The sequence below is a fragment of the Mycobacterium lacus genome, from assembly GCF_010731535.1.
Taxonomy (GTDB): domain Bacteria; phylum Actinomycetota; class Actinomycetes; order Mycobacteriales; family Mycobacteriaceae; genus Mycobacterium; species Mycobacterium lacus.
The window spans coordinates 1,685,132-1,696,893 of record NZ_AP022581.1; the positions used below are offsets into that span (position 1 = coordinate 1,685,132).

At 68.2% G+C, this 11,762-nt stretch carries 13 protein-coding genes and 1 pseudogene; 8 read left to right on the forward strand and 6 right to left on the reverse strand.

All coding sequences use genetic code 11. The features are described 5' to 3' along the window. Position 1: 1 nt before the first annotated feature. Both G6N24_RS07700 and G6N24_RS07705 read right to left on the reverse strand, forming a co-directional pair. Positions 2-823, reverse strand: a complete 822-nt coding sequence (locus G6N24_RS07700; RefSeq protein WP_085160214.1) for an ABC transporter permease — start codon at positions 821-823, stop codon at positions 2-4. Then, positions 754-1,521 carry an ABC transporter ATP-binding protein gene (locus tag G6N24_RS07705; protein ID WP_085160324.1) on the reverse strand — a complete coding sequence of 256 codons (768 nt, stop codon included), beginning with the start codon at positions 1,519-1,521 and terminating at the stop codon, positions 754-756. Before G6N24_RS07705 ends, G6N24_RS07700 begins: the two co-directional genes overlap by 70 nt. A gap of 59 nt (positions 1,522-1,580) precedes the next feature. Between G6N24_RS07705 and G6N24_RS07710 the strand changes: the two genes are divergently transcribed. Next, positions 1,581-2,192: a DNA-3-methyladenine glycosylase gene (locus G6N24_RS07710; protein WP_085160216.1), complete on the forward strand. Its 612-nt coding sequence runs from the start codon at positions 1,581-1,583 to the stop codon at positions 2,190-2,192. A 19-nt stretch (positions 2,193-2,211) separates the two neighbouring features. Continuing rightward, positions 2,212-3,486 carry a tyrosine--tRNA ligase gene (gene tyrS, locus G6N24_RS07715; protein ID WP_085160218.1) on the forward strand — a complete coding sequence of 425 codons (1,275 nt, stop codon included), beginning with the start codon at positions 2,212-2,214 and terminating at the stop codon, positions 3,484-3,486. Positions 3,487-3,490: 4 nt separating this feature from the next. On the opposite strand, the gene G6N24_RS07720 is transcribed toward tyrS, so the two are convergent. Together G6N24_RS07720 and G6N24_RS07725 are read right to left on the reverse strand one after the other, a co-directional pair. Then, entirely contained in the window at positions 3,491-4,939 is a 1,449-nt protein-coding gene (locus G6N24_RS07720; protein ID WP_085160220.1) for a TfuA-like protein, read from the reverse strand. After that, positions 4,936-6,198 (reverse strand): YcaO-like family protein, encoded by a 1,263-nt coding sequence (locus G6N24_RS07725; protein ID WP_085160326.1) that lies wholly within the window; start codon positions 6,196-6,198, stop codon positions 4,936-4,938. Before G6N24_RS07725 ends, G6N24_RS07720 begins: the two co-directional genes overlap by 4 nt. 640 nt (positions 6,199-6,838) lie before the next feature. On the opposite strand from G6N24_RS07725, the gene G6N24_RS07730 reads away from it, so the two are divergent. The 3 genes from G6N24_RS07730 (at position 6,839) to G6N24_RS07740 (ending at position 9,188) form a co-directional block, all read left to right on the forward strand. Next, on the forward strand, positions 6,839-7,222 hold the full coding sequence (locus tag G6N24_RS07730) for a DUF732 domain-containing protein (RefSeq protein WP_085160222.1): 384 nt from the start codon (positions 6,839-6,841) through the stop codon (positions 7,220-7,222). Positions 7,223-7,321: 99 nt separating this feature from the next. Continuing rightward, positions 7,322-8,152, forward strand: a complete 831-nt coding sequence (locus tag G6N24_RS07735) for a tetratricopeptide repeat protein (RefSeq protein ID WP_139822382.1) — start codon at positions 7,322-7,324, stop codon at positions 8,150-8,152. 1 nt (position 8,153) lies between these two features. Further along, the gene (locus tag G6N24_RS07740) at positions 8,154-9,188 is read left to right on the forward strand and encodes an HAD-IIA family hydrolase (RefSeq protein ID WP_085160224.1); all 1,035 of its coding nucleotides are present in this window, start codon (positions 8,154-8,156) and stop codon (positions 9,186-9,188) included. 14 nt (positions 9,189-9,202) lie between these two features. Here the strand turns inward: G6N24_RS07740 and G6N24_RS25730 are convergent. Together G6N24_RS25730 and G6N24_RS25325 are read right to left on the reverse strand one after the other, a co-directional pair. Next, positions 9,203-9,274 (reverse strand): annotated as a pseudogene (locus G6N24_RS25730) (hypothetical protein); the annotation flags it as partial. A 215-nt stretch (positions 9,275-9,489) separates the two neighbouring features. Beyond that, complete coding sequence (locus G6N24_RS25325; RefSeq protein WP_269151273.1) at positions 9,490-9,702, reverse strand: hypothetical protein; 213 nt, start codon at positions 9,700-9,702, stop codon at positions 9,490-9,492. A gap of 136 nt (positions 9,703-9,838) precedes the next feature. Between G6N24_RS25325 and G6N24_RS07755 the strand changes: the two genes are divergently transcribed. From G6N24_RS07755 to G6N24_RS07765, 3 genes are read left to right on the forward strand one after another with little or no spacing between them, the layout of a single operon-like run. Then, the gene (locus G6N24_RS07755; RefSeq protein WP_085160331.1) at positions 9,839-10,024 is read left to right on the forward strand and encodes a hypothetical protein; all 186 of its coding nucleotides are present in this window, start codon (positions 9,839-9,841) and stop codon (positions 10,022-10,024) included. 8 nt (positions 10,025-10,032) lie between these two features. Continuing rightward, positions 10,033-10,839: a TlyA family RNA methyltransferase gene (locus G6N24_RS07760; RefSeq protein WP_085160226.1), complete on the forward strand. Its 807-nt coding sequence runs from the start codon at positions 10,033-10,035 to the stop codon at positions 10,837-10,839. Next, positions 10,836-11,759 (forward strand): NAD kinase, encoded by a 924-nt coding sequence (locus G6N24_RS07765; protein ID WP_085160228.1) that lies wholly within the window; start codon positions 10,836-10,838, stop codon positions 11,757-11,759. The genes G6N24_RS07760 and G6N24_RS07765 overlap by 4 nt, the downstream gene beginning before the upstream one ends. The last annotated feature ends 3 nt before the right edge of the window (positions 11,760-11,762 follow it).

An 11,762-nucleotide genomic window follows, 5' to 3' on the forward strand; every position in this document is an offset into this window, starting at 1 on the left:
GTTACGGCGTCCTTCGCCGCAGGGTTGCTGCGGCCAGGCACAACGCCGCGACGGCGAAACCCAGCACGACGACGATGTCGCGGACCGCGATACTGGTCAATTCCGTATGCGCGCCAACCTGTTGAAGGGCTTCCAGCGCGTAGCTGGCCGGCATGACATTGCTGATCCACTGCAGCCAGTCCGACATCGCTTCGCGCGGAACGATGATGCCGGCCAGGAGCAGCTGCGGCACCATCACCAGCGGTATGAACTGCACTGCCTGAAACTCCGTGCGGGCGAACGCACTACACAGCAGACCCAGACCCACGCCCAGCACGGCGTTGACGATCGCGATCACGAACACCCATGCGGGGCTGCCAGCAGTGTCGAAACCCAGGAACCAAAACGACACCACGCACGTCAAAGTGGCCTGCGCGGCCGCGGCGATCGAGAAAGCGGTCCCATAAGCGAGCAGCAGGTCCAGCCGGCGCAGCGGTGTGGTCAGGATGCGCTCCAAGGTTCCGGAGGCCCGTTCCCGCTGCATCGTTATCGACGTGATGATGAACATCAGGAAGAGCGGGAATAGGCCAATCAGGATCAGGCACGCATTGTTGAACGGCGACGGGGTACCCGGTCGATGCGGGGCATTTTGGAACATGTAGTACATCAGCACCATGACCAGAACCGGCACCCCCAGGATCATCGCAACGCTGCGGTAATCAACGGCCAGCTGGCGCAGGATGCGCATCGTGGTGGCCGCGTAGGCCTTCAGCCCTATCCGGCCTGGGGCGGCGTGGTGGTGCGCTTGATGATGGACAGGAACGCTTCCTCCAGTGACGTGCATGAGGTGTCCTCTCGTAGTCGGGTCGGAGTCGTGTGGGCAATCAGGCGGCCTTCGCGCATCAGCAACAGGTCACCACAATGGTCCGCTTCGTCCATGACGTGGCTGGAGACCAGCAGCGTGGTCCCGGCGCGGGCGAGCTCGCTGAACTGCTCCCACAGATCCACCCGCAGGACCGGATCCAGGCCCACCGTGGGCTCGTCGAGGAGGAGCAGCTCGGGCTGGCAGACCAGTGCGCACGCCAGCGACACCCGGGTGCGCTGACCGCCGGAGAGATTGCCGCAGAAGGCGGCGCGGTGATCCTTCAGCCCCACCCGCTCGATCGCATGATCGGCTGCCTGGCCATCGAAGCCATACAACGACGCGACGTAGCGGACGTTGTCGATGATTCGCAGGTCGTCATAGATGGTGGCGGCCTGCGGCAGGTAGCCGACCCGACGTCGTATCGCCGCGGACCCGGCCGGGTGGCCCAGCACGGTGACCGTGCCCGACGCCACGATCTGAGTGCCGACGATGGAGCGGATCAGCGTGGTCTTGCCGCAGCCGGACGGGCCGAGCAGTCCGGTGATGGTGCCCTGGGCGATCTGCACCGAGAAGTCGTGCAACGCCGGGCGCTTGCCACGAATCACGCGCAGGTGCTCGATGCTGATGGCCGGCTCGGGGACGCTCGCCCGTAATTCACCACTCGATGAACTCATCATGCGATGAATATTGAGGCCCCGATGCGCCATTGTCAAGGGTGGGGTGCACAATCTGTCCGATGAGCGCTGAGGAACTGGTGGTCGACCCGGTCGCCGCCGCGCGTCGCCTGCTCGGCGCCACGATTACCGGACGCGGAGTGCGCGCGATAGTCGTCGAGGTTGAGGCGTATGGCGGGGTTCCCGACGGGCCGTGGCCGGACGCCGCGGCGCACTCGTACCGGGGTCTCAATGGCCGTAACGCCGTGATGTTCGGGCCGCCGGGACGCCTGTACACCTACCGCAGCCACGGGATCCACGTCTGCGCCAACGTCGCGTGCGGACCCGATGGCACGGCTGCCGCCGTGTTGCTCAGGGCCGCGGCCGTCGAAGACGGCTGCGACGTCGCGAGGTCCCGGCGCGGCGCGGCGGTGCGCGGTGTGGCGCTGGCGCGCGGCCCGGGTAATCTGTGTTCAGCCTTGGGAATCACTATGGCCGACAACGGGATTGACCTATTTGACCCGTCCAGTCCGGTGACGCTGAGCCTTAACGAGGCGCGCGGAGCGGTGTCGGGTCCCCGCGTTGGGGTCAGCCAGGCCGCCGACCGACCCTGGCGGTTGTGGCTTGCGGGCCGACCGGAAGTCTCGGCCTTCCGCCGAAGTCCTCGGGCACCTGCACCGGGCGCCAGTGACTAGCCTGCAAGACTCTTCAACCATGGGCATGACCATCCTCGACGAGCTGGGCTGGCGCGGGTTGATCGCGCAGTCCACCGACCTCGACGCGCTGGCGGCCGAGGCGCAGCGTGGGCCGCTGACGGTGTACGCCGGATTCGATCCCACCGCGCCGAGCCTGCATGCCGGACACCTGGTGCCCCTGCTGGCGTTGCGGCGCTTCCAACGCGCCGGCCATCGCCCGATCGTGCTGGCGGGCGGCGCCACCGGCATGATCGGTGACCCGCGCGACGTCGGTGAGCGCGCCCTCAACGCGGCGGACACCGTCGTGGACTGGACCGAGCGAATCCGCGGACAACTGGAGCGCTTCGTCGACTTCGACGGCTCGCCAACGGGCGCGATCATCGAGAACAACCTCGAGTGGACGCGCACCATGTCGGCCATCGAGTTCCTGCGCGACGTCGGCAAGCATTTCTCGGTCAACGTGATGCTGGACCGCGACACCGTCAGGCGGCGTCTGGAAGGGGAGGGGATCTCCTACACCGAGTTCAGCTACATGCTGTTGCAGGCCAACGACTACGTGGAGTTGCACAAGCGCCACGGCTGCGTGCTACAGATCGGCGGCTCGGACCAGTGGGGCAACATCATCGCCGGGGTCCGCCTGGTGCGCCAGAAGCTCGGTGCGACAGTGCATGCGCTGACGGTTCCGCTGGTGACCGCCGCCGACGGCACCAAGTTCGGCAAATCCACCGGCGGCGGCAGCTTGTGGCTGGATCCGCAGATGACCAGCCCGTACGCCTGGTACCAGTACTTCATCAACATCGCCGACGCCGACGTGATCCGGTATCTGCGGTGGTTCACCTTCCTTTCCGCCGACGAGCTGGCCGAGCTGGAACAGGCCACGGCCGAACGCCCGCAACACCGGACTGCCCAACGCCGGCTGGCCACCGAGCTCACCGTTCTGGTACACGGCGAGGCCGCCACCGAGGCCGCCGAGCACGCCAGCCGGGCGCTCTTCGGTCGCGGCGAGCTGGCCCGCCTCGACGAGGCGACGCTGGCCGCGGCCCTGCGGGAGACTACGGTCGCCGAGCTGAAACCCGGCAGTCCCGACGGGATCGTCGACCTGCTGGTGGCCACCGGCCTGTCGGCCAGCAGAGGCGCGGCGCGACGCACGATCGGCGAAGGTGGCGTGTCGGTCAACAACATTCGCGTCGAGAGTGACGAATGGGCGCCGCGGACGTCGGATTTCCTGCACGGCCGCTGGCTGGTGCTGCGCCGCGGCAAGCGAAACGTGGCCGGGGTGGAAAGGGTGGGGTGAGGAGTCAACGCGCGCCCAAGGTACCGACCTTGATCTGCGGCAATTGGTCGTCAGCGGCGGCGACGGCGAACAGGGTAGCGGCGTTGTAGAAGGCGTCCTCGGTCATCAGGCCGCGTTGGGCCAATTCGATGCGGTCCACCGGGGTACCCCAGCGTTTGCCGAACAGCACCTTGAGTTGCCTCGGATCTGGCCGGCGCAGGTTCAAATGCGGCTTCTGACAGGCTAATTCGTCACGCCTGGCCAAGGCTCGCGCCGCCATCGCGCGCCATTCGGGCAATCGTGGGTCGTCGCGCAGCAGCTCGAGGAAGTGCTGGATCGCGGGGAGCGACCGGGAGAAGAAGAGCGTGCGGGTGGTCAGCCGCGCCGAGACGGAAATTGGGTCGTCACCAAGGGTTGCGCTTTCCTCGGCGGTGAGCCAAAACGACCTGACCGACTCGGGAAAGCCGGACTCGTCAATGACGCCGGTGGCCAACGCGTGGCGGTGCGCCACCGTTTCCAACGCACTCTCATAACTTTCGGCGCCCACCTCCGCGGCGGCACGCGAAGCGCAGTCCCGAACGCTGCCGCCCTCGTCGGGGTGCGTCAATGCCCAGTGCCAGGCGGCGACCTGCTCCAGCGCCGGCAGGTAGGCCCATCGGTCGGTCGCGCACACGCTCAGCAACGCCAGCACGTCGACATCGGGGATGTCGACAACGGACTCGGCACCGTCCCCGGCCGTGACGGCGACGGGTGTGGGTGGTGCCCACCGCTGACGCCAACGCTCCGACCACACCGTCGGGGGTGGGCCGGGCCGGACTCCGCCGCTGCCTTGACCGCGCAGGATCTCGTTCAGCGCGAGCACGGCATCGGCATGTTTGATGTCGACCCGCAATGCGCGCAATTGGCTTGCAAGGCTGCGGCTTTCGGGTGCGCCAATCGCCTCCAGGAGCCGGTTCCAGGTGCGCATGGTGAACGGCGTATTGCGTGCGGTTTCGATGAGCTGGTCAGCTAGGGGCGCGGACAACACACCGGATTCGACGGCCCGCGCCACGGTTTGCCTGATGTTGACCAGCGCGTCGACGAAGACCGGATAACCGTCTTCGGGGTCGCCGTGCACCATCCCCACTTCGTCATCGGCCTCCAGGACGCCGTCGCGGTAGGCCTCGAAAACCCAGCCGTAGCCCTCCATGCCGAACGGATGAAGCTCCGCGGCGCGCAATGCGCCCATGCTCGACGAACCGGCGACCCGTACGCCGTCGTCCATGAGGGTCAGCAGCTCTTTGTGGCGAACCGACGCCTGCTGATAGAAGAGTCCGTCGACGATCAGCAGCGTGTCGCCCGGGCGCAATCCGTACCGAAAGGCATCGCCGAACGAAATCGGCGGTACCACTTCGGCATTGGGCACCACGGCGCGGATATCGGCTACGCCGATCGAGGGTCCCGCGGTCACGACGATCCTTGCGCCGGCGGTCATGCTGGGTCCTGCAGTGGGGTGCGCATCGGCGAGACGATCGATGCCTTCAGGCCGGGGGCAATGGCCTTCACGACGGGAACACAACCGTCGGCGAAGTCGCACACCACGGCGAGCGGCTCGATGCCCGACCGGTCCGTGATCGCCGTCGTCGCCGAAGTCAACAGGTCGGCCAGCGAGTCGGTGCACTCGAGGTGCCACGGCGTTGGCTCGGCGTTCGGGATCGACTGCATGGATCGCTGGGCCGGGGCATACGTGTGCACGCGGGCGAACCGCTGGTAGATCGCCGCGGGCAGATCCTCGCGAGCTCCGCTGATGGCCGTCAGCCGCGATTGCGCGGCTTCGGTGATCGCGCGCGACAACGCCACATTCGGGTCGTGGTGTAGACCGCTACCGCTGAACGGCACCTCGACCATCGGTGAGGTTAGTTCGGCGGCAAAGCAGTAGAAACCGTCCCAGGTGTCGATCCGGGCGACCTGCACTTCGCTTCCAGCTCGGTGAATCATCTCGACCAGTTCGGCGCAGTCCGAGCCGGCGACGTCGTCAAGCGGCACCTCGAACAGGGTCGATCCAGGATCCGCGATGGCCATGGCGTGGCGTTCCATGATCTCGTAGAGGGCGTGCAGGGTGGCTTCGTGGTAGCTGTTGCCCGAGGCCAATCCCGTTGTGTCCATGGAGAACATCGGCGGTCCCCAGCGATCGCTGATCGCGATGTTCACCACGACGGACGCCCAGGGCGCCCAGGTTCGGCGGCCGGTCAGCAGTGTCGTCGCGACCATCCAGTCGAGCTTGGCGCCGGGGTGGTAGAGGCTGCCGGGGGGGCGGCTGAGGTCCGCGGGGTCATACGTCAGAGTCGAACCGAGATCCTTTGCCGCCGTGGACAACAGGTCCGGTTTGATGTTCTCGGCGTGCCAGTTCTCCAAGGATTCCATGGCGGCTGAGACCTGGGCGGCGCGGTATGTGGTGGCTTTTCCTTGGCTGACCGACAACGTCAGCGAGGCCGGGCGAACCGCCTGCACCGTGGGGATGCCGAGATCGTCGAGCCAGGTCAGGTCGGCGACGCGGGTGATGCCGGCCGGTTCCAGCAGGGGTTGGATGGCCAGCCAGGTCTGGTCGGGGGAGATGATGCGGTGGGTGCCCGCCCGGTGCCCGATCTTGGTCGGGTCGGCATGGCCCAAAACGCGCGTCGTCCAGTGCGACCAATCGGGGCCCCCTGGCGCCTTGGTGAGCTGCTCGGTGCCGGGCCAAGGGAATTGCGACATGGCCTTACGGTACTTGGTTGGGGCTTGGGTGGCGCTGGGATCCAGCGGGGATCTCATCTCGGGGGGGAGGCGGGCGATGAGACCCCCGCTGGCGGCTATATCGGTGAATATCAGGCTAATTCGCCGCGGTGATCGAGCATTGAGATTCGGCGGGGATCTCAGTATTGGGGGGATTGGGGGGCGATGAGATCCCCGCCGAGTCGGCCAGCGAGCTTTACTGAGCGTTGCTCATTCGGCGACGTCGGTGGCGTGGAACGCCGGAGACGAGTACGCGGCCTCGCCTTCACAGAACAGGAGTTCGTGGGACATGTGATTGTCACCTCCTCCTTTGCTCGACTTGTTGTGAGCGGCATCGCGCGGTGGCCGATTACCGTGTCGAGACCCATCTTTGGACGGCTTGGGCGCGTCGGCTATCCCACTACTAGCTGATGGCAGGAGGAAAAATCGTGTCCCTCAGCGGTATGAACGCCGTGTCCACCGATCGGGGGACTAGCACCTTGTGGCATGCGCCGGCCCGCTGCAAACGCGTAAGTGTGCAAACCTTTACCGCACAGTGCCGTCGTTGTGACTCTTGGTGAGCACTGTTGTCACGGTGATTTGAGCGACACAAGTGCAATAGCGGGCAGGTGAGAAGCGGGAGATGACGGCGGACGGTGGCAGACGGACCTGGCTAGCGGGGCGGCAGGCGACGGCCCTGCGGTTGCTGGCGGTGACCGCCGGCGTGCTTGGCGCGGCGGCGACCTGGCCGGCGCCGACGCGCGCCGACATGATGGGTAGCGCTTTCCTGACGGCGTTGAACAACGCCGGGATCTCATACAGCCAACCGGCAGGCACGATGGCGCTGGGCCGGTCGGTTTGTCCGATGGTGGTTGCGCCGGGTGAGACGTTCGATTCCATCACTTCGCGAATGGCCGAAAGCAGCGGCATGTCCCGGGACGCCGCGGGCGCGTTCACCATCGTCGCGATAGCGACGTTTTGCCCCGCGGTGATCGCGCCGCTGTTGCCCAACCGGCTCCAGGCCTAACCGATTGGCCCGGGCTTGCCGCCACCGCCGTCGGCGGTGTCTCCGTTCGCGGCGCACAATAATTGTCAGCCTGTCCGGTGTGCCCGTAACCTGTACCAAGTGGTCGACGACAGCCGTGGTCGCGGGGGTAGGCGAGGACCGCGACCGGCATCCGGGGGGGCGTCACGCGGCGGCCCGCGGCGCCAGCGCGAAGTTCCGTGGTCGGGGCCCGGCCGGGCGCGTCCGGTGCAGCCCCAGCACGCTTGCGCTGGCTCAGATCGCCCACCCGACAGCGGCCCGGCGATCCCCCCGAACATCGATGCCAGGCAACTGGCGCCCGAGATCCGGCGCGAGCTGAGCACCCTGGACCGTGCCACCGCCGACGCGGTCGCGCGCCACCTGGTCGCCGCCGGCGAGCTGCTGGACGAGGACCCGCAGGCCGCCCTGCGCCACGCGCGCGCGGCCCGTGCCCGGTCCAGCAGGATCGCCGCCATTCGCGAAGCCGTCGGAATCGCCGCGTACTACTGCGGCGATTGGGCCCAGGCCCTGGCCGAACTGCGCGCCGCCCGCAGAATGGGCAGCAAGTCCCCGCTGCTTGCGTTGATCGCCGACTGCGAGCGCGGTCTAGGCCGTCCGCAGCGGGCGATCGAACTGGCGCGCGGACCCGAGGCCGCTCAGCTGAGCGGCGACGATGCCGATGAGCTGCGCATCGTTGCCGCCGGCGCGCGCGCCGACCTCGGGCAGCTGGAGCAGGCGCTGACCGTTTTGTCCACGCCACGGCTGGACCCCAACCGCACGGGCGCGACCGCCGCGCGGCTGTTTTACGCCTACGCCGAGACGCTGCTGGCACTCGGCCGCGACGACGAGGCACTGCAATGGTTCCTGCGCTGCGCGGCGGCGGACGTCGAAGGCGTCACCGACGCCGAAGACCGGGTCAGCGAGCTTGGCTGAAGTGAAAACGATTGCGCAGGAACATGACTGCCTGCTGATCGACCTGGACGGGACGGTGTTTCGCGGTCGTCAGCCCACCGACGGCGCGGTGCGGTCGTTGGCCGACGTGCGCGGCCGCACGCTGTTCATCACGAACAACGCGTCGCGCAGCGCCGACGAGGTCGCGGCCCACCTGCGCGAACTCGGCTTCACCGCCACCGGCGAGGATGTCGTCACCAGCGCCCAAAGCGCCGCGCACCTGCTGGCCGGTCAACTGCCGGCGGGCGCGCGGGTCCTGATCGTGGGCACCGAAGCGCTGGCCGACGAAATCACCGCCGCGGGGCTGCATCCGGTGCGACGCTACGATGACAACCCCGTCGCCGTCGTCCAGGGCCTCTCGACGACCATCGGCTGGCCGGATCTCGCCGAGGCCGCGCTGGCCATCCGGGCGGGCGCGCTGTGGGTGGCGGCCAACGTCGACCCGACCTTGCCCACCGAGCGAGGCCAGCTGCCCGGCAATGGATCCTTGGTGGCCGCGCTGCGAACCGCCACCGGCGCGGAGCCCCAGGTGGCGGGCAAGCCGGCGCCGCAACTGATGACCGATGCGATCGGTAGGGGCGACTTCCGCGCGCCGCTAGTGGTCGGTGATCGGCTGGACACCGATATCGAGGGCGCCAACGCTGTGGGCCTGCCCAGCCTGATGGTGCTCACCGGGGTCAACACCGCGCGAGACGCGGTACACGCCGAACCGGCTCGCCGGCCCACCTACATCGGCCACGACCTGCGCTGCTTGCATCAGGAGGGCCAGCTCCTCGCGGTGGGGCCACAGCCGGGCTGGCGGGTCGACGTCGATGGCGCGGCAGTAACGGTCAGCAGTCACGGCGAACAACGCAACCCTGTCACCGAAGACGACGGGTTGTCGATCGTTCGCGCCGTCGCCAGCGCGGTTTGGCAGGCGCACCACCCTGATCCTCGAGGGCGGCCCTGGCGCATTCATGCCGCCGACGACGGGGCCCGCGACGCCCTGCACCGCTGGTCCCTGATGCAGGGTGACTAGGCAAGGACTCGTGGTGACCGCAAGCGCGGCGAAGCCGGGCGCTGGGGGTACCTCCCGCTTGCGGGGGACGGGTCGCCACCGTCGGTTTCGTGGTGATCGCAAGCGCGGCGAAGCCGGGCGCAGCGGGTCGCCACCGTCGGTTTCGTGGTGATCGCAAGCGCGGCGAAGCCGGGCGCTGGGGGTCACCACCGTCGGCTTCGTGGTGATCGCAAGCGCGGCGAAGCCGGGCGCTGGGGGTCACCACCGTCGGCTTCGTGGTGATCGCAAGCGCGGCGAAGCCGGGCGCTGGGGGTCACCACCGTCAGCTTCGTGGTGATCGCAAGCGCGGCGAAGCCGGGCGCAGCGGGTCACCACCGTCAGCTTCGTGGTGATCGCAAGCGCGGCGAAGCCGGGCGCAGCGGGTCACCACCGTCAGCTTCGTGGTGATCGCAAGCGCGGCGAAGCCGGCGCAGCGGGTCACCACCGTCAGCTTCGTGGTGATCGCAAGCGCGGCGAAGCCGAGCGCAGCGGTCACCACCGTCAGCTTCGTGGTGATCGCAAGCGCGGCGAAGCCGGGCGCAGCGGGTCACCACCGTCAGCTACGTGGTGATCGCAAGCGCGGCGAAGCCGGGCGCAGCGGGTCACCACCGTCAGCTACCGTAAGGAGCGCAATGACTATCGATCCCGAGCAGATTCGCGCTGAAATCGAGTCGCTGCTTGCTCAGCTACCCGACACCGCCGACCCAGAAAACCTGGCAGACGGGCCATCTCTAGCCGAGCTCGAAGAGATAGCCCGTCGCCTTTCGGAGGCGCACGACGTGTTGTTGGCTGCCCTGGACTCGGCGGAGAAGGGCTGAGTGCGCGGATGCCACGGCGTGCCCGCGTTGACGCCGAGCTGGTCCGGCGCGGCCTGGCGCGCTCCCGCCAGCAGGCCGCGGAGTTGATCGGCGCCGGCAAGGTGAGCATCGACGGCATGCCGGCGGTCAAGCCGGGTACCGCCGTGGCCGTGACGGCGGCGCTGACCGTCGCCGATGACGAACGGAACTGGGTGTCGCGCGGGGCGCACAAACTCATCGGTGCGCTGGACGCCTTCGGGATTCCCGTCGAGGGCCGCCGCTGCCTCGACGTGGGCGCCTCGACCGGTGGTTTCACCGAGGTGCTGCTGGACCGTGGCGCCGCCGAGGTGGTCGCCGCCGACGTCGGGTATGGCCAGCTGGCGTGGAAGCTGCGCAACGACCCGCGGGTGATCGCCGTCGAGCGGACCAACGCTCGCGACCTGTCACCCGAAGCGATCGGTGGCCGAGTCGACCTGGTGGTGGCCGACCTGTCGTTCATCTCGTTGGCCACCGTGTTACCCGCGCTGGCTGGGTGCGCTTGGCCCGCCGCCGATATCGTTCCCCTGGTGAAGCCGCAGTTCGAGGTGGGGAAGGGCCAGGTCGGTCCGCGTGGGGTGGTCCGCGACCCGGCATTGCGTGCCGACTCGGTGCTAGCCGTCGCGCGGCGTGCCGGGGAGTTGGGTTGGCACACCGTCGGCGTCACGGCCAGCCCGCTGCCGGGCCCGTCGGGCAATGTCGAGTACTTCCTGTGGCTGCGGGCCGAGGCCGACAACGCGCTGCGTGCCGATGCGTTGACGGACGCGGTGCGGCGCGCCGTCGGGGAGGGCCCACGGTGACCGCTCAACGTACCGTCCTGCTGGTGGTTCACACCGGGCGCGACGAAGCGACCGATACCGCGCGGCGGGTAGAGAAAGTATTGGGCGACAACGGAATTGCGCTTCGCGTGTTGTCGGCGGAGGCGGTTGACAGGGGATCGGTGCATCTGGCTCCCGACGAGATGCGGGCCATGGGCGTCGAGATCGAGGTGGTCGACGAGGACCCGCACGCCGCCGACGGCTGCGAACTGGTGCTGGTTCTTGGTGGCGACGGCACCTTCCTGCGGGCCGCCGAGCTGGCCCGCAACGTCGCCATTCCGGTGCTGGGCGTCAATCTGGGCCGGATCGGTTTCCTGGCCGAAGCCGAGGCGGAAGCGATCGACCGGGTGCTGGAACACGTTGTTGCGCGGGACTATCAGGTGGAAGACCGGCTCACGCTGGACGTCGTGGTGCGCCAAGAAGGCCGCATCGTCGAGCGGGGTTGGGCGCTTAACGAAGTCAGCCTGGAAAAGGGCCCGCGGTTGGGTGTGCTCGGTGTCGTCCTCGAAATCGACGGCCGGCCGGTGTCGGCGTTCGGCTGCGACGGGGTGTTGGTATCGACGCCCACCGGATCCACGGCCTACGCGTTCTCCGCCGGCGGTCCGGTGCTTTGGCCCGACCTCGAGGCAATCCTGGTGGTGCCCAACAATGCTCACGCGCTGTTCGGCCGCCCGATGGTCACCAGTCCCGATGCCACCGTCGCGATCGAGGTCGAGGCCGACGGTCACGACGCCCTGATGTTCTGCGACGGCCGTCGCGAAATGGTGATTCCGGCCGGCAGCCGAATCGAGGTGACCCGCTGCGCGACGCCGGTGAAGTGGGCCCGGCTGGACAGCGCGCCGTTCACCGACCGCCTGGTGCGCAAATTCCGGTTGCCGGTGACGGGTTGGCGCGGGAAGTAGCCG

Bases quoted from the DNA above. Each gene is read 5' to 3' on its own strand.
- G6N24_RS07700 (WP_085160214.1), bottom strand. From the start codon at position 823: ATGCACGTCACTGGAGGAAGCGTTCCTGTCCATCATCAAGCGCACCAC.
- G6N24_RS07705 (WP_085160324.1), bottom strand. From the start codon at position 1,521: ATGATGAGTTCATCGAGTGGTGAATTACGGGCGAGCGTCCCCGAGCCG.
- G6N24_RS07710 (WP_085160216.1), top strand. From the start codon at position 1,581: ATGAGCGCTGAGGAACTGGTGGTCGACCCGGTCGCCGCCGCGCGTCGC.
- tyrS (WP_085160218.1), top strand. From the start codon at position 2,212: ATGGGCATGACCATCCTCGACGAGCTGGGCTGGCGCGGGTTGATCGCG.
- G6N24_RS07720 (WP_085160220.1), bottom strand. From the start codon at position 4,939: ATGACCGCCGGCGCAAGGATCGTCGTGACCGCGGGACCCTCGATCGGC.
- G6N24_RS07725 (WP_085160326.1), bottom strand. From the start codon at position 6,198: ATGTCGCAATTCCCTTGGCCCGGCACCGAGCAGCTCACCAAGGCGCCA.
- G6N24_RS07730 (WP_085160222.1), top strand. From the start codon at position 6,839: ATGACGGCGGACGGTGGCAGACGGACCTGGCTAGCGGGGCGGCAGGCG.
- G6N24_RS07755 (WP_085160331.1), top strand. From the start codon at position 9,839: ATGACTATCGATCCCGAGCAGATTCGCGCTGAAATCGAGTCGCTGCTT.
- G6N24_RS07760 (WP_085160226.1), top strand. From the start codon at position 10,033: ATGCCACGGCGTGCCCGCGTTGACGCCGAGCTGGTCCGGCGCGGCCTG.